The organism is Pseudomonas fluorescens (assembly GCF_001307275.1).
In the GTDB taxonomy this organism is placed as follows: Bacteria; Pseudomonadota; Gammaproteobacteria; order Pseudomonadales; family Pseudomonadaceae; genus Aquipseudomonas; species Aquipseudomonas fluorescens_AA.
The window spans coordinates 7,013,837-7,036,226 of sequence record NZ_CP012831.1; the positions used below are offsets into that span (position 1 = coordinate 7,013,837).

The window sequence follows — 22,390 nt, forward strand, 5'->3', positions numbered from 1 at the left end:
CGACTTTGACTGCCCCACTACCACTCTACTCAGACATGGGAATACGAAGATGGAAGCGACTACGTTCGAGGCCGTACCGCAGGCCGCCAGCTCAGTGGGCAGCTTGCACCGCAAGATCGATTGGCGCGGGGCGTTCTGGGTCGCCAGTGGCGTGCCCGCGCTGGTGCTGTTCTCTATCGGAGCGATTGCCGCCACCGTAGGCAAACCGGCCTGGATCGTCTGGATCGTATCGATCCTGTTCGGGTTCATCCAAGCCTTCACCTATGCCGAAATCGCCGGGCTGTTCCCACACAAATCCGGTGGCGCCTCGGTCTATGGCGCGGTCGCCTGGGTGCGCTACAGCAAGCTGATCGCACCGGTCTCGGTGTGGTGCAACTGGCTGGCCTGGTCGCCGGTGCTGTCGATCGGTTCAGGGCTGGCAGCCGGTTACATCCTCACCGCGCTGTTTCCCGCTGATGCGCTGATCAACACCTGGCAACTGACCCTGCTTGACCTGGGCTGGATCAAGAGTGGCCTGTCGCTGCGGATCAACGCGACGTTCGCCATCGGCCTGTTGATTTTACTGACGGTGTTCGCCGTGCAGCATGGCGGTATCTTGCGCTCGGCACGCCTGACCCTGGTGCTTGGCGTGACCTCGCTGATTCCTCTGTTGCTGGTGGGTGTGGTGCCGTTGTTCACCGGGGATTCGGCCCAAGCCAACTTCCTGCCCCTGTACCCGCTGGCCCATGACGCGGCCGGGCAAGTGATCGACGGGCCTTGGGACATGTCCGGTTGGTCGTTGATGGCCGGCGGTCTGTTCATGGCCGCATGGTCCACTTACGGTTTCGAAACCGCAGTGTGCTATACCCGGGAATTCAAGGACCCCAAGCGTGACACCTTCAAGGCCATTTTTTACGCCGGCCTGCTGTGCATTCTGGTGTTCACCCTGGTGCCCCTGGCGTTTCAAGGCAGTCTGGGACTCGGGCAACTGGTGACCCCGGCGGTGCTCGATGCCAGCGGCGCGGTGGTTACACCGGCGGTCTACAGCGGACTGTTGTCGCCGGCGATCTACAGCGGCATGGGCGTCGGCCAGGTCATGGCGGACAGCATCGGCGGCGGCAAGCTGGTGGCCAACATCGTACTGATCATGCTGGTCCTGGCCACGCTGCTGGCGATCATGACCTCGATGTCCGGGTCCTCGCGCACCCTGTATCAGGCGTCGGTGGATGGCTGGCTGCCGAAGTACCTGGGCCGTACCAATGAACATGGCGCGCCCACCGCCGCGATGTGGACCGATCTGTCGTTCAACCTGCTGCTGTTGTTGATGTCCGACTATGTCTTCGTGCTCGCCGCGTCCAACGTCAGCTACATCATCTTCAACTTCCTCAACCTCAATGCCGGCTGGATCCATCGCCTGGACCGTCCCGACTGGATCCGCCCGTACAAGGCCCCTACCGTGCTGTTGGTCGCGGGCGGCGTACTGAGCTTCGTCAACCTGGCATGCATGGGACTGGGCGCCGATATCTGGGGCGCGGGAACCCTGATGACCGGCCTGCTGCTGGCGCTGTTGATCCTGCCGGTGTTCTGCTACCGCCACTATGTGCAGGACAAGGGACGCTTCCCCGAGACGATGCTCAGCGACCTGTACATTCAGACCGATGCCGGTCAAAAACGCGCCGGCTGGTTGCCTTATGCCACGCTGATCGCGGGTGTACTGGTGGTGTACGGCTGCCATCAACTGGTAGCCTGAGCGCCCTTGCCAGCAGGTCTCTGATGGATCATCGGGGCGCAACGACGCCTCGATGATCACTTCGCGCCCCTATCAATCAAACGACGGTGACTCTTTTGACCAGCACCATCCCTGCATTTGCCCGCGTTATCGACGGCAAAGCCATCTCTGCCCAGGTTCTTGACGAAGTTCGAGAAGAGGTTCTGCTCCTGGCCGCACAGCAGATTTACCCCGCCCTGGCCGTGCTGCTCGTCGGTGAAGACCCGGCCAGCGAGGTCTATGTGCGCAATAAATTACTGCGGGCCAAGGACGTCGGAATCCGCTCCCTTGAATACCGTCTGCCGGAAACCGCCAGCCAGGTGCAAATACTGGAACTGATTGCGCAGCTCAATGCCGATGCCACGGTGAACGGCATCCTGGTGCAGTTGCCATTGCCGGTCCATGTCGACGAAGGCGCGGTGATCCATGCCATTGATCCGATCAAGGACGTGGACGGTTTTCATCGCGAAAACGTCGGCGGCCTGGTGCAAGGCATCGACGTCCTGACACCCTGCACGCCCAGCGGCTGCATGCGCCTGCTACACGAAACCTGCGGTGACTTGAGCGGCTTGCACGCGGTGGTCATCGGTCGCTCGAACATCGTCGGCAAACCCATGGCGACCTTGCTGCTGCAGGCTCACTGTTCGGTCAGTGTGGTGCACTCACGCAGCGTCGATGCCCCGGCGTTGTGTCGACTGGCCGATATCGTCGTCGCGGCAGTGGGCCGTCCTGGGCTGATCGATGCCAGTTGGCTCAAGCCTGGAGCGGTGGTGATCGATGTCGGAATCAATCGTGTTACTGACGAATCCGGCAGCCATCTGGTGGGCGATGTCGACTACGCCAGTGCGCGCACCGTCGCCCGTGCGATCACGCCGGTTCCGGGAGGTGTGGGGCCCATGACCATTGCTTATCTGCTGAAGAACACCCTGATCGCCAGTCAATTGCAGCGTGCGGCCCAGGCCCGTGAGCAGAAATCCGCCAGCCATCTGGCTGAGATTTGAGCACCACGAAAACGGCCCACTCGAAGGTGGGCCGTGTCGTTGAACAGTAACGATCAGTGGTTGTAGGCACGCTCATTGTGCTCGGCCAGGTCCAGCCCCATCTCCTCCACCGACTCATCGGCGCGCAAGCCGATCACCGCGTTGATGACCTTGAGAATGATCCAACTGATGGCGAAGCAGTACACCGTCGTCAGCAACACGCCCTTGATCTGCGCCACGACCTGAGCGCCCATGCTCACGCCTTCCACCAACCCGCCCAGGGACGGCACGCAGAACACGCCGGTCAACACCGCGCCAATCATTCCGCCAATGCCGTGCAAGCCGAACACGTCGAGGCTGTCGTCATAGCCGAAGCGGCGCTTCAGCACCGTGACGCTCAAGTAGCAGAACACCCCGCACAGCAGACCGATGGCCAACGCGCCGCCGACGCCCACATACGCACACGCCGGAGTAATGCCGACCAAACCGGCCAAGGCACCGCTGGCCAGGCCCAAAGCACTCGGCTTGCCGACCTTGAACCACTCGGTGAACATCCAGCCGAGAACCCCGGCGCAGGCACCCAGTTGCGTATTGAGCATGACAATGCCCGAAGTGCCATTGAGACCGCCACCGGAACCGATATTGAAGCCGAACCAGCCCACCCAGAGCATCGCCGCGCCGGCCATGGTCAGGCTCAGGTTGTGGGCTGGCATCGGCGTGTTCTGATAGCCCTTGCGCTTGCCGAGAATCAGGCACGCCGCCAATGCAGCGACGCCGGCATTGATATGCACCGCAGTGCCACCGGCAAAATCGAGAACGCCCCAGTTATGCATCAAAGCGCCCGCACCACCCCAAACCATATGCGCCACTGGGGCATACACCAGGGTGAACCACAACGCCATGAACCACAGCGCTGCCGAGAACTTCATGCGCTCGGCGAATGCACCGGCAATCAGCGCCGGGGTGATGATCGCGAAGGTCATCTGGAAGGTCACGAACACGCCTTCCGGGATGTCGCCGACCAGGCTTTCCGGGGTCATGCCCGCCAGAAACGCCCGGTTCAAACCACCGACGAAACTGTTGAACGTCACCTGCCCCTCAATCATGCCGGTGCTGTCGACCACCATGCTGTAGCCATAGATCACCCACAGCACGCCGACCAGGCCGGCGATGCCGAAGCACTGGGTAAACAGCGAGAGCATGTTTTTCGCCCGCACCAGACCGCCGTAAAACAAGGCGAGACCCGGTAGACACATAAACAGCACCAGCACCGCGGCAGTAACCATCCAGGCGGTGCTGCCGGTGTTCAAGGTGGGGACGTCGGCTGCCTGGGCGAGCGGCGCGAGCGCGCTGGCCGCCAATAAGCCAAGAAGGGATTTGCCGAGAAGACGATTGACCATGTTCAAAGCTCCTGCGAAGAAAGGTGGGTGTCGGGCAGCGAGCAATAAAGAATGAGATACGGGCCTTTTCGGCCTCTCGAATATAAATGCCATGAACAGGACTTGTGGGAGCGAGCCTGCTCGCGATAGCGGTGGGTCAACTTGCATCGGTTTTGGCTGTGCCACCTTCATCGTGAGCAAGCTCGCCCCCACAATTTTTCGGGGCGTTCACTTACATTGCGCACGCCACAAATCCCTTGTGGGAGCGAGCTTGCTCGCGATAGCGGTGAGTCAACTTGCATCGGTTTTGACTGTGCCACCTTCATCGCGAGCAAGCTCGCTCCCACAATTTTTCGGGGCGTTCACTTACATTGCGCACGCCACAAATCCCTTGTGGGAGCGAGCTTGCTCGCGATAGCGGTGGGTCAGCTTGCGTCGGTTTTGACTGTGCCACCGTCATCGCGAGCAAGCTCGCCCCCACCGTTTTTTGTCAGTAACCGGTACCGGAACCCGGAACCCAGTTGGTCCCCGCCAGCGGCACCCGGGCCATGGCGGCCGACTCCACCGTCAGGGCTACCAAATCCTCGGGATCGAGGTTGTGCAGGTGCGATTTGCCGCAAGCCCGGGCCATCGTCTGCGCTTCCAGCACCAGGACGCGCAGGTAGTTGGCCAAGCGGCGGCCCCCCTCCACCGGATCCAGTCGCTTGGACAGTTCCGGATCCTGGGTGGTGATACCGGCCGGGTCGCGGCCGTTCTGCCAGTCATCGTAGAAACCGGCGGCCGAGCCGATTTTCTTCAGTTCCTCGTCCAGGCGTGGATGGTTATCGCCCAAGGCGATCAGCGCCGCGGTGCCGATTGCTACTGCATCCGCCCCCAGCGCCATCGCCTTGGCGACGTCGGCACCGTTGCGAATCCCTCCGGAAACGATCAACTGAACCTTGCGGTGCATGCCCATCTCCTGCAAAGCCTGTACCGCCTGAGGAATGGCCGACAGAATCGGAATCCCCACGTGTTCGATAAAGACTTCCTGTGTCGCCGCCGTCCCGCCTTGCATGCCATCGAGCACAATCACATCCGCCCCGGCCTTCACGGCCAACTTGACGTCGTAATACGGTCGGCTGGCGCCGATTTTCACGTAGATCGGTTTTTCCCAGTCAGTAATTTCCCGCAGTTCGGCAATCTTGATCGCCAGGTCATCCGGGCCGGTCCAGTCCGGGTGACGGCAGGCGCTACGCTGGTCGACACCGATCGGCAAGGTGCGCATGCCGGCCACACGCTCGGTGACCTTCATGCCCAGCAACATACCGCCGCCACCGGGTTTGGCGCCCTGCCCCAGGACGATTTCAATGGCGTCAGCCTTGCGCAGGTCGTCCGGGTTCATGCCGTAGCGCGACGGCAAGTACTGATAGACCAAATGCTGCGACTGGCCGCGCTCCTCCGGGGTCATGCCGCCGTCACCGGTGGTGGTGCTCGTGCCCGCGATGGTCGCGCCACGGCCGAGGGCTTCCTTGGCATTGGCCGACAACGCACCGAAGCTCATGCCGGCGATGGTCACCGGAATCTTCAGGTGGATCGGCTTCTTGGCAAAGCGGTTGCCGAGGATCACATCGGTGCCGCATTTCTCCCGATAGCCTTCCAGCGGGTAACGCGAAACGCTGGCACCGAGCAGCAACAAATCATCGAAGTGCGGCAGTTTGCGCTTGGTACCGCCGCCGCGAATATCGTAGATGCCAGTCTCGGCGGCACGTTGGATTTCCTGAATGGTCAGGCGGTCGAAGGTCGCGGACTCACGCAACACTGGAGTGGCTGCTTTTTGGTTAATCGGGTCGCTCATATCTGTTCTCCTCGCGCGGATCAGTACGCGGACGCGTTATCGACTTTGAAGTTGTACAACTGACGGGCCGAACCGTAACGCTTGAAGTCAGCCGCCTTATGCTCGAAACCGGCGCGATTGAGCAGTCCTTGCAGCTCTTCCAGGTGCTCGGCACGCATCTCTTTCTCGATGCAGTCCGAGCCGAGGGACTCGACGGTTCCTTTGACGTAAATGTGGGTTTCGTACAACGAATCGCCCAGCGCATCGCCGGCATCACCGCAGACCACCAGGCGACCAGCCTGGCCCATGAAACAGCTCATGTGGCCGATGCTGCCGCCAACGACGATGTCGATGCCTTTCATGGAAATACCGCAGCGTGCCCCTGCGTCGCCTTCAATCACCAGCAAACCACCATGTGCCGTGGCACCGGCCGCCTGGGAGGCGCTGCCTTTGACCCGGACGTAGCCGGACATCATGTTCTCGGCGCAACCGACACCAACGTTGCCGTGGACGGTGATCGAGGCCTTTTGATTCATGCCGGCGCAGTAGTAACCGGCGTGGCCCTGGATATCGATGGAGACGGCTTCGTTCACCCCGACCGCGAGGTTGTGCTTGCCGTTGGAATGAGTCACCAGCCACTCGTGATCGGTCACGTTATTGACCTGGTCATGCAGCGCCTGATTGAGGTCACGCACGGTGGCAGTGGAAAGATCGATAGTTTTCATATGTGCGCTCCTTAAGCTGACTCGCGTTCCCAGATGTACATAGTGGCCGGTGCCGGCTCCCAGACCCTGGCGTGTTCAATGCCCGGCAGGCTCGACAGTGCCTGATACTCGGAGGCCATGGCCACGTAGTCGTCGGTCTCGGCGAGGATCGCCGGCTTGCAAGCAATCGGGTCGCGGATCACGGCAAAACCGTTGCGGGTGCCGATGGCGAAGGTGAAAAAACCGTCCAGATCCACCAGCGAATGGTCCAGCGCTTCTTTCAATGAGTCGCCCTGCTGCAGGCGCCAGGTCAGGTAGCCAGCGGCCACTTCGGTGTCGTTGTCGGTCTCGAAGTGAATGCCTTCGCGCTTGAGTTCCTGACGCAGGCGGAAGTGGTTGGACAGCGAGCCGTTGTGCACCAGGCACAGGTCGGCGCCGGTGGAAAACGGGTGGCTGCCCTCCATGGTCACCGCGCTTTCGGTGGCCATCCGCGTGTGACCGATGATGTGGCTGCCTTGCATGCCGGCCAGGCCGAAACGCTGGGAAATTTCCTCGGGCAAGCCCATGCCCTTGAGGATTTCGATGCTCTGGCCGGCACTCATGATGCGCACGCTCGGGGCCAGTTCGGTGAGGACAAGGCGCACCGGCGCCTCTGCGGCATGGATCTTGAGTACAGCGGCGCTGGCGTTCTGGAACCAGTCCAGCGAACAGCCGAGGCGCCCTTCCAATTCGCCCATCAAGGCTTTCCAGTCGAAGCCTTCGGTGGTCGCCTGCAAGGTCAGCTTGACCCAGCCGTCCGCCACTTCATCGCCGTAAATGGCGAAGCCGGCACTGTCCGGGCCACGATCGGTCATAGCCTGCAACATCGGTTCGAAGAGCTTGCCGAGCTGGGATTCCAGCTGCGGATTTTTCAGGTAAAGACCTACGATTCCACACATATCAAGTCTCCTTCGGAGGCAGTGAACGCCCGACGCCGTGCCGGGTGCCCGAATGGTTGTCAAAGCACACAGTCAGAAAAATTCGGTGTAGCGCTGGATCTCCCAGTCGGAGACGTGGCGGCTGTATTCCACCCACTCCATACGCTTGAGCTTGATGAACTCGTCTACGATCTGCGGACCGAGCATCTCGGCGAACAGCGGGTCGGCTTCGAGCGCGTCGCAGGCTTCCTTGAGCGATTGCGGCAGGGTCTTGATGCCCCGCGCGGCGATCTGCTCCAGGCTCAGGCTGTAGAGGTTTTCATTGCAGACGTGGTCGATTTCCAGCTGACGGTCGATGCCGTCCAGGCCGGCGGCGATGATCGCGGCGCTGACCAGATAGGGATTGCACCCTGCGTCCGGCAGACGGAATTCGAGGCGGCCGTAAGGTACCCGCACCATGGCCGAACGGTTATTGGCGCCGAAAGCGATAAAGGCCGGCGCCCAGGTCGCGCCGGACAAGGAATTGCCCACCACCAGACGCTTGTAGGAGTTGACCGTCGGCGCGGCAAAGGCGCACAGCGCCGGACCATGGGCCAGCAGCCCAGCGGCGAAGTGATAGGCCAGCTTCGACAGGCCCATGCCGCTCGGATCGCTGGCGTCATGGAACAGGTTCTTGTTGTCGGCGCTGCTTATCGAGAGGTGAAAGTGCATGCCGTTGCCGGCGCGTTTCGGGTCGGGCTTGGGCATGAAGGAACAGATCATCCCCAGGTCATTGGCGATCTCACCGGCAGCCATGCGGAAGAAGGTGAAACGATCCGCCGAGGTCATGGCGTCGCTGTAGGTGTAGTTGATCTCGAACTGGCCGTTGGCGTCCTCGTGGTCGATTTGATAGACCTCGAAATCCACCGCCTGCAAGGCCTCGGTCAGGCGCTCGAGAAACACCCGGGAACGCGACAAGCCTTTATAGTCGTAGCAAGGCTTGTCCAGGTTGTCGCTGGGGTCGACCAGTTGCAGCTTGCCACTCTCATCGCGGCGCATCAGGTTGAACTCCGGTTCCAGACCGGTGTTGAGGGTCCAACCCTTTTCCGCCAGGCGTTGTACTTGTTGCCCCAGCACATAACGGCTGTCATACGGATGCGGCTTACCGTCGACGTGGCCAACGCACACCACCCGCCCGTAACCCGGCTGCCAGGGCACCGGGGTCAGGGTGGACAAGTCGCCGCGAGCCATGAAGTCAGGGCCGTGGGGTTCCATGCCCATGCCGCTGATCGCAAACCCGGCAAAACCTGCTCCCTCTTCAGCCACGGTCTTGAGCCCACAGATCGGCACCGACTTGGTCTTGGCCGCACCGTGAATATCCACAAATTGCGCAAGTACGTATTTGATCCCGTGCTTGTCGATGATGCGCTGGGTTTCTGCTGGCAACATTGCTCGTCACTCCTCGCGAAAGGCAAAACATCTTGAATGGGCCTTGACCGTCTTTTTATTCCTAAAAAGAAAGTTATTTTCCCAATAGGAATGCAAAGCCCTTGCCAGATTCGCGAGTGAACGCAGAAACGCCGTGACAGGCGCTTTTGTGCTGTATATATGGGAATATTCTTTTCCCTGTGAGAATACTGCCCACAGGCCAGGCGCCAAGCAGTGCCATTTGCACTTTCTCAGTGCGAAACTAATATTACTGAACGGAAAGTGTGCAGGACCTGATGACTATGTCGACCGAAACCGCCCCGCGCCTCAAGCTTGAGCAATACCTGGGATTGCAGATCAAGCGCCAGCGCCAGGCTCAGGATCTGAAATTATCTGACGTGGCCAAGATTGCCGATATCAGCCAGGGCATGCTGAGCAAGATCGAAAATGCCCAGGTGTCCACCAGCCTCGACACCTTGAGCCGTCTGTGCGACGTGCTCGGCCTGCCACTGTCGAAGCTGTTCAGCGAATACGACCAGCAAGACGGTAGTGCGTTGCTGGTCAAGGCTGATCAGGGAATGGAAGTGGTTCGACGAGGCACCGAGAAGGGTCATACCTATCATCTGCTCAATCACACTCGTGGGCCGAAGAAAAGTTTTGAGGCCTACATGGTCAGCATGGATGATGCGAGTGAAGAGTTTCCGACCTTCTCCCACCCCGGCACCGAATTCCTCCACTTGCTGGAAGGTGAGCTGATCTATCGCCACGGCAATCAGCTTTACCGAATGGAAGCTGGCGACAGCCTGACGTTCGAAGGCGAAATCCCCCACGGCCCCGAGCAACTGGTGCAGGTGCCGATCCGCCTGTTGTCGATCATGAATTACGGCAACGACAAAGAATAACGCCCCCTTCCCTTGCGTTGCCCTGTCTTGAGGCCGACCCAGCGTCGGCCTCACGAATTTTCCTGCCAGTTAAAAAACTTTCTTGAAAGCTCTGGACGCGGCGCGACCATTCCCCTATAAAGCCACAACCAGGAATAATTTATTCCCAACAAGAAAATACGCTCATGGATGAGCCTGCTGTCCGTCGATGATTTTTTTCGCTATGCGATGAGCTGCCGCCATCATCCCGAGGACGTGTCATGCAACACGAAAAAAACCATTTCATCATCAAGATCACCTGTCCCGCGGTGTCCGGCATCGTCGCTGCCGTCACCACCTACCTGGCGGACAACGGTTGCTACATCGGGGAGATGGCGCAATTCGATGACGATTTCAGCGGCCGTTTTTTCATGCGTGCGGTGTTCCGCTTCAACGACAGCCATCAGGGCGACATTCAACAGATCAAGGACGGCTTCGCCGACGTCGCCCAAGCATTCGACATGACCTGGGAATTGCACGACACCCGCGAGCCGATGCGTGTGCTGCTGATGGTCAGCAAATTCGACCACTGCTTGACCGACCTGCTCTATCGCTACCACAAGGGCGAGATGGACATGACCATCACCGCCATCGTCTCCAACCACCTCGACCTGCGGCCCATGGCTGAACGCGAAGGCATTCGTTTCATCTACTTGCCGGTGACCAAGGAAACCAAGGCTCGACAGGAAACCGAGCTGATGAAGATCGTCGACGACACCGGCACCGAACTGGTGGTATTGGCGCGCTACATGCAAATCCTCTCTGATGACCTGTGCAAGCAACTCTCCGGGCGGGCGATCAACATTCACCATTCGTTCTTACCCGGTTTCAAAGGCGCCAAGCCTTATCACCAAGCCTACCAGCGTGGCGTGAAACTGATCGGCGCCACCGCTCATTACGTCACCAGCGACCTCGATGAGGGACCGATCATCGAGCAGGAAGTGCAACGTGTTGATCACGTCTACTTGCCCGACGACCTGGTCGCCACCGGCCGCGACACCGAAACCGTGGCCCTGTCCAAGGCGGTCAAGTATCACCTGGAGCACCGGGTTTTCCTCAACCAGGACAGAACGGTGATCTTCCGGTGAACACGCACAAACTGATCGACGGAAAAGCCACTGCCGCCCGCGTCCTGGTGCAGGTTCGCGAGGACGTGGAGCGCCTGCGCGAGCAAGACATTCAACCGGCCTTGGCGGTGATTCTCGTGGGCAGCGACCCGGCCAGCCAGGTCTATGTGCGAAACAAGATCCTGCGCGCCGAAGAAGTGGGTATCCGCTCGTTGGAACATCGGCTGTCCACGGACACCAGCACTGAACAGTTGCTCATTCTGATCGCCCGACTGAATACCGATCGCTCGATCCACGGCATTCTGCTGCAACTGCCGCTGCCTCCGCATATCGACGAATTACGCGCACTGGAGGCTATCGCTCCGGACAAGGATGTAGACGGGTTCCACAGTCAGAACGTCGGCGGCCTCAGCCAGGGTCGCACGGTACTCGCGCCCTGCACCCCCAGTGGTTGTTTGTATTTGCTGGAACAAACCTGTGGCGATCTACGCGGCAAGCACGCGGTGGTGATCGGCCGCTCGAACATCGTCGGCAAACCCATGGCCGCGTTGTTGCTGCAGGCCGACTGCTCGGTGACCGTCCTGCATTCGCGCAGCCCGGATCCGCAGGCCCTGTGCCGCCAGGCAGACATCGTCATCGCCGCCGTGGGTCGCCCACGGTTGATCGACGCCAGTTGGCTCAAACCTGGCGCAGTGGTGATCGACGTCGGCATCAACCGCATCGAAGACGATGGCCGCAGTCGCCTGGTGGGCGACGTCGACTTCGACAGCGCCCTGGCACACGTCGCGGCGATCACCCCGGTGCCCGGTGGTGTCGGCCCGATGACCATTGCCTTCCTGATGAAAAACACTGTCACCGCAGCCCTTGCGCAACACCAGGCTCAACGCAGCCAATCGGAGGCCCTATGCCATTCAATCTATTGAAATACGGGCTGAGTTCGGAGTATCCGGTGGAAGTGGATTTGCCGCCACCGAAGGAACTCAAATCGAGCTATGACGTAGTGATCATCGGTGCCGGCGGCCATGGCCTGGCCACCGCTTACTACCTGGCCAAGTACCACGGCATCACTAATGTCGCGGTGTTGGAGAAGTCCTACCTGGGCGGCGGCAATACCGCGCGCAACACGGCGGTGATCCGCTCCAACTACCTGACCAGCGAAGGCGTGCGTTTCTATGCCGAATCGGTGCGGATGTTCCAGGGGCTTTCGAACGAGTTCGACTTCAACATCATGTATTCCGAGCGCGGCCAACTGACCCTGGCCCACACCGATGCCACGGTGCGTTCGTTCCGCCAGCGAGCCGAGGTGAACAAACACTTTGGCGGCCGTACCGAGATGATCGACCGCCAGCAGATCCGCGAACTGGTGCCCAGCCTCAACCTCGATCCCGGACACCTGCCGGTGATTGCCGGTCTGTGGCACATCGACGGCGCCACAGCACGCCACGACGCCGTGGCCTGGGGTTACGCCAAGCAGGCGGCCAAGCGCGGCGTCGAAATCCATCAGCTCACCGAAGTCCAGGATCTGATTATCGAGAATGGGGCGATCATCGCCGTGAAAACCAATCGCGGCACGATCAAATGTGGTTGCGCGGTGCAGGCGATTGCCGGGCACAGTTCGTTGCTGATGGCCAAGGCCGGGATCCGTTCGCCGATCCAGACCTTCCCGCTGCAAGCGATGGTCACCCAGCCGTTCAAGCCGTTTCTTGATCCGCTGGTGAGCTCCTCCGCACTGCACTGCTATGTGCAGCAGACCAGCCGTGGTGAGGTGGTATTCGGCGGTGGCTCCGATCCCTATCCACTGTTCAACACCCGTTCGACTCTGGACCTCAAGGAAAGCCTGCTCGCCCATGCGATCGAGATGTTCCCGTTCCTGGCCAACGCCAAGCTGATGCGCCAATGGGCCGGGATCACCGACATGACCCCGGATTACAGTCCGATCATGGGCTTGTCGCCGGTGAAGAATTACTACCTCGACGCCGGCTGGGGTACCTGGGGCTTCAAGGCCACGCCGATCTGCGGCAAGACCATGGCCGAGTTGGTCGCCAGCGGCGGCAAGGTGCCGGAGCTGATCAAACCCTTCGGCCTCGAACGTTTCTCGACCTTCCAGCAAGTCAACGAAATGGGCGCCACGGCGGCCAGCCACTGACGGAGAGCAGACGATGAAAATCATGATTTGCCCGCTCAACGGGCCGCGCAATATCAGCGAGTTCACCTATGGCGGTGAATTCAAGCCGATGCCTGATCCCATCAGTTGCAGCGATGCGGAATGGGCCGACTACGTATTCAACACCGACAACCTCGCCGGCGTGGTGCGCGAATGGTGGATGCACACGCCGTCCAGCTACTGGTTTCTGGCGGAGCGTCACACCGTCACCGATGAAATCCTACGGACCTTCGACCCCAAAGAGCTCTTCAGCACCCGCGTCGAATTTAACGCCGCCGCCAAGGAGATCGCAGGATGAATCGCCTACCCGCCCCCATGGGCTTGCTGATCGACCGTGATCAACCACTGGATTTCAGCTTCGACGGCCAGCGCTACCAAGGTTTGCAAGGCGACAGCATCGCCAGTGCCTTGCTGGCCAACGGGCGTTTCCTGATCTCCCGTTCGTTCAAATACCATCGCCCGCGTGGCCCGCTGACCATGGCCGGCCAGGACGCCAACAGCCTGGTGCAGTTGCCCGAAGAACCCAACGTGCTGGCCGATGCACATGCGTTGTCCGCTGGGTTGCAGGTGACGGCGCAGAACGTCAACGGCTCGCTGGATAACGACAAGGACGCCTACCTCGGCAAGTTCTCGAAATTCATGCCGGTGGGTTTCTACTACCGCTCGTTCTACAAACCCAAGGGCATGTGGAAAGTCTGGGAACCGATCATTCGCAAGAAGGCCGGCCTCGGTGTGCTCGACCTGAAGTTCCAGCCTGAGTATTACGACAAGGCCTACTTGTTTACCGACGTCGCGGTAATCGGCGCAGGCCCCGCCGGGCTCCATGCGGCGCTGACGGCAGCCAACGCGGGGGCCAAGGTGTTGCTCATCGAGCAACAATCGGTTCTCGGCGGTTCGCTAACCTATGCCCGCTTCGATATCGAAGGCAACAGGGCTGAAAACCTACGCCGCGAACTGCTCGCGGCGGTCGAGCAACACGCCAATATCCAGATCCTGACCGAAGCCACTTGCAACGCCTGGTTCACCGACAACTACCTGCCGGTGATTCAGGGCAAACGCCTGTACAAGGTCCGCGCCCGCCAGTGCCTGGTGTGCAGCGGGGCCTTCGATCAGCCGGTGATCTTTCGCAACAACGACCTGCCAGGCGTGATGCTGACCAGCGCCGCGCAACGACTGATGAAACTGTATGCGGTCAAACCCGGTAAACGCGCCGTGGTGCTGACGGGCAACGATGACGGTTACCTCGCCGCGCTGGATCTGCATGACCAGGACGTGGAGGTCGTCGCCGTGGTGGACCTGCGCCAGGGGCCTTCGGACGAATCCTTGCTGCGCGCACTGGCGCAACGCAAGATCTACCACCAGAGCAACAGCACCGTCTATGAAGCCCTGCACGAGAAAGGCATGCGCCATATCAACGGCGTCGACGTGCGCCAGATCACCGCACAAGGCCAGGTCGCCGAGAGCGGGCAACACCTGAAGTGCGATTTACTGTGCATGTCCGCCGGTTACATGCCGGTCTATCAACTGCTGTGCCAGGCCGGCGGCAAGCTTGCCTACGACGATCAGCGTGCCGAGTTCACGCTCAGCGGCCTGCCAAAGAATCTGAATGTCGCCGGCTCGGTCAACGGTCGTCACCAGCTCGATAACGTGATTGCCGACGGTGTGAATGCCGGTGCCGATGCCGCCCTCGCGCTGGGGCTGACCGTCGGCACGCAACGCGCGCCATTGAGCGGTGAGGCTCGGGTCAACTTTAATTGGCCAATCTTCCCGCACCCCAAAGGCAAGGACTTCGTCGACTTCGACGAGGATCTGCAAGTAGCCGATATCGTCAACGCCACCCGGATCGGCTATCGCGACGTGCAACTGGTCAAGCGCTACTCCACCGTCGGCATGGGCCCGTCCCAGGGTCGTCACTCGGCGCTGCCGACCGCGCGGTTGGTCGCCTGGGCCACCCAGCGCAACATCAGCGAAACCGGCGTCACCACAGCGCGGCCGCCGTTTGTTGCGGAAAAACTCGCGCATGTCGCCGGTCGCGCGTTCGACCCATACCGGCAAACGCCGATGCACGCTCGTCACCTGCAAGCCGGGGCGAAGATGATGCCCGCCGGCATCTGGCAACGCCCGGCCTACTACGGCAACGCCAAGGATCGCGAACGCTGCATGCAAGCCGAAGCCTTGCACGTGCGCAACAAGGTCGGCCTCATCGACGTCTCGACCCTCGGCGGCCTGGACGTGCGCGGCCCGGACGCCGCCGAGCTGCTTAACCGGATGTACACCTTTGCCTTCCTCAAACAGCCGATCGGCCGTTCTCGCTATGCGCTGATGACCAATGAGCATGGTGTGGTGATCGACGACGGTGTCTGTGCGAGGTTTGCCGAGAACCATTTCTACGTCACCGCCACCACCAGCGGCGTCGACCGGATCTATCAGCAGATGCTCAAGTGGAATGCACAATGGCGCCTGGACGTGGACGTCGCCAACGTCACCGCAGCCATCTGCGCGGTCAACGTCGCCGGGCCAGACTCGCGCAAAGTGCTTGAGAAAGTCTGCAGTGATCTCGATCTGAGCGCCGAAGCCTTCCCCTATCTGGGCGTCCGTCAAGGCACCGTGGCCGGCATCAAGGCACGGCTGTTGCGAGTCGGTTTTGTCGGCGAGCTGGGTTATGAAATCCACGTCCCGGCACGTCATGGACTCAAGCTTTGGGATGCGCTGATTGAGGCCGGCAAAGCACATGACATCCGCCCCTTCGGCGTCGAAACCCAGCGCCTGCTGCGTCTGGAAAAAGGCCACGTGATCATCAGTCAGGACACCGATGGAATGACTCACCCGGCGGAAATCGACATGGGTTGGGCGGTCAGTCGCACCAAGCCGTTCTTCGTCGGCCGCCGCTCGGTGGACATCCTCGAAGCCCAGCCGCTGAAACGCAAACTGGTGGGCTTCAGCCTGCCCAAAGGCAGCCTGCAACCGCTGGAAGGCCATCTGGTGCTTAACGGCCCGGACATCAGTGGCAACGTCACCTCCTGCGAGTATTCCGCTTCCCTGGGCACGATCATCGGCCTGGCTTACGCCGGCATCGACCAGAGTGCGCCGGGCCAACAGATTCCGATCCGCGTCGAGGGCGGGATCGTGGTTCAGGCCACAGTCGTGCAATTACCCTTCTTCGATCCTGAAAACCAACGGCAGGAGCTTTAAGTCATGTCCAGTCTGAATCCACAAGAGATGATCAGACCACGGCCGGTTGCCCACACGCAAACCTGCACGCTGGTGGATCTGACCGACCTGCCCCGGGTCGGTTTTCGCGGAACACAAACCGCCGATTACCTGAAGGCACGCGGCTTCGTACTGCCGGACGCGCCCAATCGGGCCACCGTCCAGACTGACGGTAGTCAGGTGGCACGCCTGTCGCAAACCGAATACCTGCTGCTGGGGAGCCCCGACGATCAAGGCGAACGGATCGCCGATGAAGAAGCACGCTGGGAACTCGACCACCGAGCCAACTACCTGCTGCCACGTCAGGACAGTCATGCCTGCTTCTTGCTGAGCGGTAGCTCCGTTGCTCAGGTCATGGCCAAGCTGTGCGGCGTCGACCTGAGCCGGCAAGCCTTCAGCCCGGGTGCGGTGGCGCAAACGTCGGCGGCGCGGATCAACGTGATCATCATCTACTCTGGAATCGTTGACACCCCTGCGTTCCACATTCTCTGCGACCGAGCATCACGGGCCTACTTCCATTGCGCCATGCTCGATGCCCTGGAGCAATTCGGGGGGGCTCAACCAGACTGAACGCAACATCGGCTTGTACCTTGAAGCCGGGCTCCCACACCGTGATAGGGGAGCCCGCGCCACATACCACCCCGCTGACCGAGTCGCCTTTACCGCAACCGCCTCTGCAAGAACTCAATGAAGCGTTGTGTCTTCGCGGGCAGCAGACGTGTTTCAGTGATGGCATAGGCGCTCATCGGTACTCCATGCCATTGGGGCATGATGGGACAAAGTCGGCCCAATATGGCAGCCGCCAGTTTCGCCAACGGCTCTGGCGTTACCGCATGCGCCAAAGCATGAGCCGTCGTGGAAACTGCTAGGATAATGCGCCGATGGAGCGTGTGTTTCGCAGCTTGAAAACTGAATGGATACCGACCGTGGGCTACATGACAGCTCAAGAAGCGAATCACGACGTACAACTGGATTAGACCGCATCAGTTCAATAATGGGCTGGCCCCGGCTCAGGCCGAGAAAAAACTTAACGTCGTGTCCGAGTTTAGTTGACCACTACAGATCCCCGCCAGGGCAAAACCGCAATAAAATTGAGACAAGCATGACAATTTATACACCGCATCCACTGATACAAACCGTCACAACCCATCATGCCTTAGATCAGCGCCCCGCCTGACACTCATCCCAAACACCACGCATCAGTTCCTTCAGCATCAGCGCCTCGCCCCAGCGATCCGTTATATCGCGCCCATCCCTCCCCGTGATCGCATAGGGTGGCGGGCCAAGCTCGCAGGTGAAGGACAGGCTCGCGGGTGTGTTCGGTCGCGCCAGCCAATCCTTGATTCCGTAACGCCACCAGCCCAGAAACCGGTCCAACCAGGGGCGATGCTGGGCGAAGGTCAAGGGCACCTGGACCTGCTCACTATTAGCGACCCGCCCGTGAAAACCCCAACTGTGTCGTAGGATGGTGTGAATCTGTTCGTCGTCTTCGGCAGTGGCCGACTCAGGCAATTCGCGGCCCACGACGTAATGGGACAAGTCAGCCAACAACTTGAGGTCGGGCATCTGCGCGAGCAAGTCGAGGGTGAACAACAGGTCACTGGTGAGACGATAGCGGTGGGTTTCCAGCAGGATCGGAAAGTCCACCTGCTCGGCCAGACGCTGCCAGCCTTCGATCAGAGTGATCGCTTGTGCCAGCGTGCGCGGCCGGACATCGGCTTGCAGCGTGAGGTGGTGGCAGCCGTAACGGGAGGCAACCTCAAGTGCTTGCGCCAAGTCATTCACGGTGTGGGGAAACAGTTGACCTTCGATTTGCAGGCCTTGCGCCTTGGCAGCGGCATGCAGACGTCCGGCCTGTGGCGCGATCCAGAAATGGTCGGTGACTCCATCGAAGCCAGCAGCGGCAATCTTCTCCACCTGCGCCTCCAGGGAAAGATCGCATTGACCACGGTGATCTTGCATGGCCCACAGGGACTGAAATACCAGGAACTCACGCATGTCAGGGCCTCAGTAGATGTTTGAGAGGCACATCGGCATCGGCCAACGCGTCCACGGAGAGTGGGGTCAGGTTGGCAATCAGCCGTTCACACAACTTGATGTCCTTGGCAACGCTGTTGCCCTGCCCCCAGCCGCAGGCGCCTTGCAAACGTTGCTCGGTGTCCAGGTAGAACAGCAGCAGACCACCGCTTGCCAAGGTGCGAACGGCCGAAGGTGGCGCCGGTGAGATCACGCCCACCGTCTGCAAGCCCCAGTCGTACTGATCGGACCAGAAGCCGGGAACACCCTCGAACGGCAGCTCGCCGCCCAACAGATTCAATGCCGCGTGACGGCCCTGGGTCTCGGCATTGCGCCAGGTTTCCTGGCGCTGGAATAACGCGTCGGCGTGCAGGCGAAACTCACACACATCGCCGGCCGCAAAGATGTCTGGCGCGCTGGTGCGCAACTGGGCATCGACTCGAATTCCCTGGCCCACCTCCAGCCCCGCCGCCGCGGCCAATTCGATGTTGGGTTGCATACCGATACCGACCACCACCCAGTCACAGGGCAGCACCTGGCCGTCCACCAGTTGCACCACCTCAGCGCGTTCGATGCCTTGTACCCTTTCAAGCGCTACGTTCAGCCGCACGTCAACGCCCTGTTGCCGATGCAATTCCAACAAGGCCTGGGACACAGCTTCAGGCAATACTCGCCCGGCCAGTCGTGGCCCGGCTTCCAGCAACGTCACCTGACAGCCTAAGGTCCGGGCCGTTGCCGCGACTTCGAGGCCGATAAAGCCACCGCCGATGATCACCAGGCGCGTGCCGGGCATCAATGCGCTGCGCAGGGCCAGGGCTTCGTCATGGGTGCGCAGGTAAAGCACGTTGGCCAGAGGTTCAGGCACCAGGGACAAGCGACGCGCTCTGCCCCCGGTTGCCAACAGTAATCGGCTGTAGGGCAACCAACGTCCGTCGGTCAATTGCAGGCGGTGGTGCTGCGGATCCAGGCTTTTTACCGGGTTGCCCGCCAGGTGTTCGATGCTCAGTTCAGTGAGCCGGCTATCGCTCCACAGGCTGCAATCGTCCAGGTTCATCATGCCCTGCAGCAAGCCCTTGGACAGCGGAGGACGCTCGTACGGCAAATGGAGTTCATCGCCGATCAGGATCAGTCGACCGGTATAACCCTGCTCGCGCAAGGTCAGCGCCGCGCGGCCACCGGCATGGCCGGCGCCGACGATAATCAGTGGAGCATTCATGGCGTGTACTCCTGGCGGTCAAACCGAGATGGCGAGCAGAACCCGCCCCGCGTCGACCCGTACCGGATAGGTCTTGAGATTGACACACACTGGCGCCCCCAAGGCTTTGCCGGTGCGATAGTCAAAGCGCCCGTTGTGCTTGGGGCACTCGATGACATGGTCCATCACCAGGCCGTCAGCCAGGTGGATCGACTCGTGAGTACACAGGCCAGCAGTGGCAAAAAACTCGTTGTCAGCAGAGCGGTAGATGGCATAGGTATGCGGACCGTGGTCGAAGCGAATGACGTCTTCTTCATTTATTTCGCCCACGGCGCATACATCGATCCATTGATCGTTCATGGCGTTTTCTCTTGTTCGGGATACAGCCGGAAGGTGTCAGCCCAGGGTGGCTTCAGCCTGTGGATGAGCGTCGGTGGCAGGCCTTGGGCTACCGACGGGGCGTCGCACGAAATACGTCGGGTCCTTGCGCTGCTTCAAGAGGGTCGGAATGATTTCCTTGAAGGCCTCACCGATGTTGGCGTAAGGCGGCGGGCAGTCGTGGCGGATCTCTTCATGGAGCTGCGCCAGGGCGTGGTACGGCACCATCGGGTACATGTGGTGCTCAAGGTGATAATTCATGTTCATGTACAGAAAGCGCAGTACCCGGTTCATATAGATGGTGCGGCAGTTGCTACGGTGGTCCAGCACATCTTCCGCCAGGCCTACATGTTGGGTGAGGCCAAACAGGTAGGACAACCAGCCGCCATACAGGATGGGCAGGCCGATATACATCAGCGGCAACCAGCTGTGCAGGTAAAGCGCCGCGCCAAAGACAACGGCGTAAATCACGAGCCAGATACGGGCCGCCAGGAACACCTTGGGCCACTCGGACTCAGGGATGAACGTCTGTTCCTGGGCATCCATTTTGCCAACCGCGTGCCGGCATACGCCCCCCATCGTTTTCAGCAGCAACGGGATCTGGAACAGGCTCAGCAGCATCATGAACAAGCTCGGTGGACGCGGTTCGACGATTTCCGGATCGCGGCCGACGACGATGGTGTCGGTATGGTGCCGGGCATGGCTCCAGCGCCACACGTGGGGCTCGAACATGCACATGAAGCTCGCCACCTGGTAGAGCGCATCATTCATCCAGCGAGTCTTGAAAGCCGTGCCGTGGCCGCTTTCATGCCAGCGCGGGTTGGAGGCGGTGGCGTACAGAACGCCATACGCAAGAAAAAACGGCACACAAGCCCAAGTGCCCCAGAACCAGTAGCCGCCGAAGCCGGTGATCAGCAGGGCCAGCAGCCAGATGGCGGTGTCGAGCAAGGCCGGGCCGTCGCGGCGTTGCATCAGTTGCTTCATACGTTGACGGGAGATGGGCGACTGGTACCAACTGGCCGATACGAGGCCCTTTTCAGCCGCGCGGGCGGCTTCAGGGCCGGTCAGGCGATAGTCCCGAGTAGAGGCGGTGTTGTCTTGAGACATTGTTATTGTTCTCCGCAAGCGTGAGATGTCAGGTGCTTTGCGTAAGAAAATATAGAGAGCGTGGAAGGCCCTCTCAAGGCCTTGAATACATTCCCTATCAAGCTATCATCCAGCTCCTGCAGGGCTTGATAGTTTTCTATCAAGACGCTTTGAAGGTCCATCATGAATAACAATAAACGCCCCACCATCGCCACGGTCGCCAAACACGCAGGCTTAAGTGTCGCCACCGTCGACCGCGTGCTCAACGCTCGCGCCCCGGTTAATCCAGCCACAGCCGAACAGGTGCTTCACGCCGCAGAAGCCGTGGGCTATTTTGCCGCACGGCTGATCGGCCAACGTATTCTCGAGCGTCGCCCCACGTACCGTTTCGGCATCCTGCTGCTGGGCACCGCCCAGGCGTTCTACGCCAACCTGGCCCAAGCCATCACCGAGGCCGCGCAACGCCAGGTCGGGGCCAACCTGACCTGCCAATTCGAATACGTTTTTGATCGCACCCCCAGCGCCATCATCGCCCAGATCGAACAGTTGGCGGTGCAGTGCGACGGCCTGGCGGTGGTCAGCTTCGCCCACCCACAGATCAACGCCGCCCTTGCCCAGATTCGCGAGGCCGGCGTGCCCGTGGTGGCACTGCTGTCGGGCATTCATGAGGCGGCGACCGAGCCCTATGTCGGCCAAGACAATCACGTCGTCGGGCGCACGATGGGGTGGCTGCTGGCCCGCACCTGTGGCGCGCGCAAAGGCAGCATCGGCATTCTGCTCGGAGGTCATCGCTTTCTTGGCCACCAGGCGCGGGTCGAAGGCTTGCACAGTTACTTGGCCGAACACGCACCTGGGCTGCGCCCGCTGGAGCCGCTGATCAATCTGGACAACTGCGACATCACCGAAGAAGCAACCCTCGACCTGCTGGTTCGGCATGACGATTTGCGCGGGCTATGCGTGGTAGGCGGCGGTGGCGACGGGATTATCAACGCGTTGGCGCAACTGCCCAAGCGCCCGACGCTGTGCTGCATTTTGCAGGAGTCCACCGAGCTGTCACGCCAAGCCCTGGCCCAGGGTTTGGTCGACGTGGTGATCGACTCTCAGCCGCGCCAGACTGCAACGGCGCTGGTGGATCTACTGGTGGAATTGCAGACTGCGGAGCAGTTCGATCCTGTGCGTCACCGGGTGCATATTCCGCTGCAGATTGTGACATCGGAGAATACCCAAACCTGATGGGCTGGCGGCACAATCTGTTCAGCCCTTGATGGCGCGGTTAACCGTCACTTACTACGGCTTCAGCTGACTTCTGTACATTCAATCCCGTCCCTCCTCAACGCTCGGTAGAGGACTTTCACCTCCCAGTCACCAGCGTGACTGGTTGCGCTTGCGCGCAACGCGCCATACCTG

Annotated in this window: 19 protein-coding genes and 2 pseudogenes; 11 read left to right on the forward strand and 10 right to left on the reverse strand. The window is 60.6% G+C overall.

Features of this window, described 5'->3' with window-relative positions:
- Window positions 1–49 precede the first annotated feature (49 nt).
- Together AO356_RS30080 and AO356_RS30085 are read left to right on the forward strand one after the other, a co-directional pair.
- The gene (locus AO356_RS30080) at window positions 50–1,729 is read left to right on the forward strand and encodes an APC family permease (RefSeq protein WP_060742970.1); all 1,680 of its coding nucleotides are present in this window, start codon (window positions 50–52) and stop codon (window positions 1,727–1,729) included.
- An 86-nt stretch (window positions 1,730–1,815) separates the two neighbouring features.
- Window positions 1,816–2,748, forward strand: a complete 933-nt coding sequence (locus AO356_RS30085; RefSeq protein ID WP_060742971.1) for a bifunctional 5,10-methylenetetrahydrofolate dehydrogenase/5,10-methenyltetrahydrofolate cyclohydrolase — start codon at window positions 1,816–1,818, stop codon at window positions 2,746–2,748.
- Window positions 2,749–2,801: 53 nt separating this feature from the next.
- On the opposite strand, the gene AO356_RS30090 is transcribed toward AO356_RS30085, so the two are convergent.
- From AO356_RS30090 to glnT, 5 genes are all read right to left on the reverse strand, one after another.
- On the reverse strand, window positions 2,802–4,127 hold the full coding sequence (locus AO356_RS30090) for an ammonium transporter (protein ID WP_060742972.1): 1,326 nt from the start codon (window positions 4,125–4,127) through the stop codon (window positions 2,802–2,804).
- A gap of 469 nt (window positions 4,128–4,596) precedes the next feature.
- Window positions 4,597–5,940 carry an FMN-binding glutamate synthase family protein gene (locus AO356_RS30095; RefSeq protein WP_060742973.1) on the reverse strand — a complete coding sequence of 448 codons (1,344 nt, stop codon included), beginning with the start codon at window positions 5,938–5,940 and terminating at the stop codon, window positions 4,597–4,599.
- Between the two features lie 20 nt (window positions 5,941–5,960).
- Complete coding sequence (locus tag AO356_RS30100; protein WP_060742974.1) at window positions 5,961–6,644, reverse strand: protein glxC; 684 nt, start codon at window positions 6,642–6,644, stop codon at window positions 5,961–5,963.
- Window positions 6,645–6,655: 11 nt separating this feature from the next.
- Window positions 6,656–7,561: a class II glutamine amidotransferase gene (locus AO356_RS30105; RefSeq protein WP_060742975.1), complete on the reverse strand. Its 906-nt coding sequence runs from the start codon at window positions 7,559–7,561 to the stop codon at window positions 6,656–6,658.
- A 72-nt stretch (window positions 7,562–7,633) separates the two neighbouring features.
- Window positions 7,634–8,968, reverse strand: coding sequence for a type III glutamate--ammonia ligase (gene glnT, locus AO356_RS30110; RefSeq protein WP_060742976.1), 1,335 nt, complete (start codon window positions 8,966–8,968; stop codon window positions 7,634–7,636).
- A 281-nt stretch (window positions 8,969–9,249) separates the two neighbouring features.
- Here glnT and AO356_RS30115 point away from each other — a divergent pair, with 281 nt between their 5' ends.
- From AO356_RS30115 to AO356_RS30145, 7 genes are all read left to right on the forward strand, one after another.
- A complete protein-coding gene (locus tag AO356_RS30115) occupies window positions 9,250–9,849 on the forward strand; it encodes a helix-turn-helix domain-containing protein (protein ID WP_003200568.1) in 600 nt (199 codons plus the stop codon).
- A gap of 239 nt (window positions 9,850–10,088) precedes the next feature.
- Complete coding sequence (gene purU / locus AO356_RS30120; RefSeq protein ID WP_060742977.1) at window positions 10,089–10,955, forward strand: formyltetrahydrofolate deformylase; 867 nt, start codon at window positions 10,089–10,091, stop codon at window positions 10,953–10,955.
- A complete protein-coding gene (gene folD, locus AO356_RS30125; protein WP_060742978.1) occupies window positions 10,952–11,857 on the forward strand; it encodes a bifunctional methylenetetrahydrofolate dehydrogenase/methenyltetrahydrofolate cyclohydrolase FolD in 906 nt (301 codons plus the stop codon). The genes purU and folD overlap by 4 nt, the downstream gene beginning before the upstream one ends.
- Window positions 11,839–13,080, forward strand: coding sequence for an FAD-dependent oxidoreductase (locus AO356_RS30130; RefSeq protein ID WP_060742979.1), 1,242 nt, complete (start codon window positions 11,839–11,841; stop codon window positions 13,078–13,080). The genes folD and AO356_RS30130 overlap by 19 nt, the downstream gene beginning before the upstream one ends.
- Window positions 13,081–13,093: 13 nt before the next feature.
- Complete coding sequence (locus tag AO356_RS30135; protein ID WP_060742980.1) at window positions 13,094–13,396, forward strand: sarcosine oxidase subunit delta; 303 nt, start codon at window positions 13,094–13,096, stop codon at window positions 13,394–13,396.
- On the forward strand, window positions 13,393–16,290 hold the full coding sequence (locus tag AO356_RS30140) for a 2Fe-2S iron-sulfur cluster-binding protein (RefSeq protein WP_060742981.1): 2,898 nt from the start codon (window positions 13,393–13,395) through the stop codon (window positions 16,288–16,290). The genes AO356_RS30135 and AO356_RS30140 overlap by 4 nt, the downstream gene beginning before the upstream one ends.
- Window positions 16,291–16,293: 3 nt before the next feature.
- Window positions 16,294–16,878, forward strand: a complete 585-nt coding sequence (locus tag AO356_RS30145) for a sarcosine oxidase subunit gamma (protein ID WP_060742982.1) — start codon at window positions 16,294–16,296, stop codon at window positions 16,876–16,878.
- An 89-nt stretch (window positions 16,879–16,967) separates the two neighbouring features.
- Here AO356_RS30145 and AO356_RS33185 read toward each other — a convergent pair.
- Window positions 16,968–17,096 (reverse strand): annotated as a pseudogene (locus AO356_RS33185) (LysR family transcriptional regulator); the annotation flags it as partial.
- Between AO356_RS33185 and AO356_RS31280 the strand changes: the two are divergent.
- Window positions 17,088–17,361, forward strand: a pseudogene (locus AO356_RS31280) (integrase core domain-containing protein); the annotation flags it as partial. The pseudogenes AO356_RS33185 and AO356_RS31280 overlap by 9 nt on opposite strands.
- 108 nt (window positions 17,362–17,469) lie before the next feature.
- On the opposite strand, the gene AO356_RS30150 reads toward AO356_RS31280, so the two are convergent.
- From AO356_RS30150 to AO356_RS30165, 4 genes are read right to left on the reverse strand one after another with little or no spacing between them, the layout of a single operon-like run.
- Window positions 17,470–18,306, reverse strand: a complete 837-nt coding sequence (locus tag AO356_RS30150) for a sugar phosphate isomerase/epimerase family protein (protein WP_060742983.1) — start codon at window positions 18,304–18,306, stop codon at window positions 17,470–17,472.
- A 1-nt stretch (window position 18,307) separates the two neighbouring features.
- Window positions 18,308–19,540 (reverse strand): NAD(P)/FAD-dependent oxidoreductase, encoded by a 1,233-nt coding sequence (locus AO356_RS30155; RefSeq protein WP_060742984.1) that lies wholly within the window; start codon window positions 19,538–19,540, stop codon window positions 18,308–18,310.
- An 18-nt stretch (window positions 19,541–19,558) separates the two neighbouring features.
- Entirely contained in the window at window positions 19,559–19,879 is a 321-nt protein-coding gene (locus tag AO356_RS30160) for a MocE family 2Fe-2S type ferredoxin (protein ID WP_060742985.1), read from the reverse strand.
- Between the two features lie 36 nt (window positions 19,880–19,915).
- Window positions 19,916–21,004, reverse strand: a complete 1,089-nt coding sequence (locus AO356_RS30165) for a fatty acid desaturase family protein (protein WP_060742986.1) — start codon at window positions 21,002–21,004, stop codon at window positions 19,916–19,918.
- 162 nt (window positions 21,005–21,166) lie between these two features.
- Between AO356_RS30165 and AO356_RS30170 the strand changes: the two genes are divergently transcribed.
- A complete protein-coding gene (locus AO356_RS30170) occupies window positions 21,167–22,216 on the forward strand; it encodes a LacI family DNA-binding transcriptional regulator (protein ID WP_060742987.1) in 1,050 nt (349 codons plus the stop codon).
- Window positions 22,217–22,390 lie beyond the last annotated feature (174 nt).

What these genes read in the sequence shown, in the direction of transcription:
- AO356_RS30150 (WP_060742983.1), bottom strand. Translation starts at nt 18,306, where the DNA reads ATGCGTGAGTTCCTGGTATTTCAGTCCCTGTGGGCCATGCAAGATCAC.
- AO356_RS30100 (WP_060742974.1), bottom strand. Translation starts at nt 6,644, where the DNA reads ATGAAAACTATCGATCTTTCCACTGCCACCGTGCGTGACCTCAATCAG.
- AO356_RS30130 (WP_060742979.1), top strand. Translation starts at nt 11,839, where the DNA reads ATGCCATTCAATCTATTGAAATACGGGCTGAGTTCGGAGTATCCGGTG.
- glnT (WP_060742976.1), bottom strand. Translation starts at nt 8,968, where the DNA reads ATGTTGCCAGCAGAAACCCAGCGCATCATCGACAAGCACGGGATCAAA.
- AO356_RS30160 (WP_060742985.1), bottom strand. Translation starts at nt 19,879, where the DNA reads ATGAACGATCAATGGATCGATGTATGCGCCGTGGGCGAAATAAATGAA.
- AO356_RS30145 (WP_060742982.1), top strand. Translation starts at nt 16,294, where the DNA reads ATGTCCAGTCTGAATCCACAAGAGATGATCAGACCACGGCCGGTTGCC.
- purU (WP_060742977.1), top strand. Translation starts at nt 10,089, where the DNA reads ATGCAACACGAAAAAAACCATTTCATCATCAAGATCACCTGTCCCGCG.
- AO356_RS30140 (WP_060742981.1), top strand. Translation starts at nt 13,393, where the DNA reads ATGAATCGCCTACCCGCCCCCATGGGCTTGCTGATCGACCGTGATCAA.
- AO356_RS30135 (WP_060742980.1), top strand. Translation starts at nt 13,094, where the DNA reads ATGAAAATCATGATTTGCCCGCTCAACGGGCCGCGCAATATCAGCGAG.
- AO356_RS30090 (WP_060742972.1), bottom strand. Translation starts at nt 4,127, where the DNA reads ATGGTCAATCGTCTTCTCGGCAAATCCCTTCTTGGCTTATTGGCGGCC.
- AO356_RS30105 (WP_060742975.1), bottom strand. Translation starts at nt 7,561, where the DNA reads ATGTGTGGAATCGTAGGTCTTTACCTGAAAAATCCGCAGCTGGAATCC.
- AO356_RS30115 (WP_003200568.1), top strand. Translation starts at nt 9,250, where the DNA reads ATGTCGACCGAAACCGCCCCGCGCCTCAAGCTTGAGCAATACCTGGGA.
- AO356_RS30165 (WP_060742986.1), bottom strand. Translation starts at nt 21,004, where the DNA reads ATGTCTCAAGACAACACCGCCTCTACTCGGGACTATCGCCTGACCGGC.
- AO356_RS30155 (WP_060742984.1), bottom strand. Translation starts at nt 19,540, where the DNA reads ATGAATGCTCCACTGATTATCGTCGGCGCCGGCCATGCCGGTGGCCGC.
- AO356_RS30080 (WP_060742970.1), top strand. Translation starts at nt 50, where the DNA reads ATGGAAGCGACTACGTTCGAGGCCGTACCGCAGGCCGCCAGCTCAGTG.
- AO356_RS30170 (WP_060742987.1), top strand. Translation starts at nt 21,167, where the DNA reads ATGAATAACAATAAACGCCCCACCATCGCCACGGTCGCCAAACACGCA.
- AO356_RS30095 (WP_060742973.1), bottom strand. Translation starts at nt 5,940, where the DNA reads ATGAGCGACCCGATTAACCAAAAAGCAGCCACTCCAGTGTTGCGTGAG.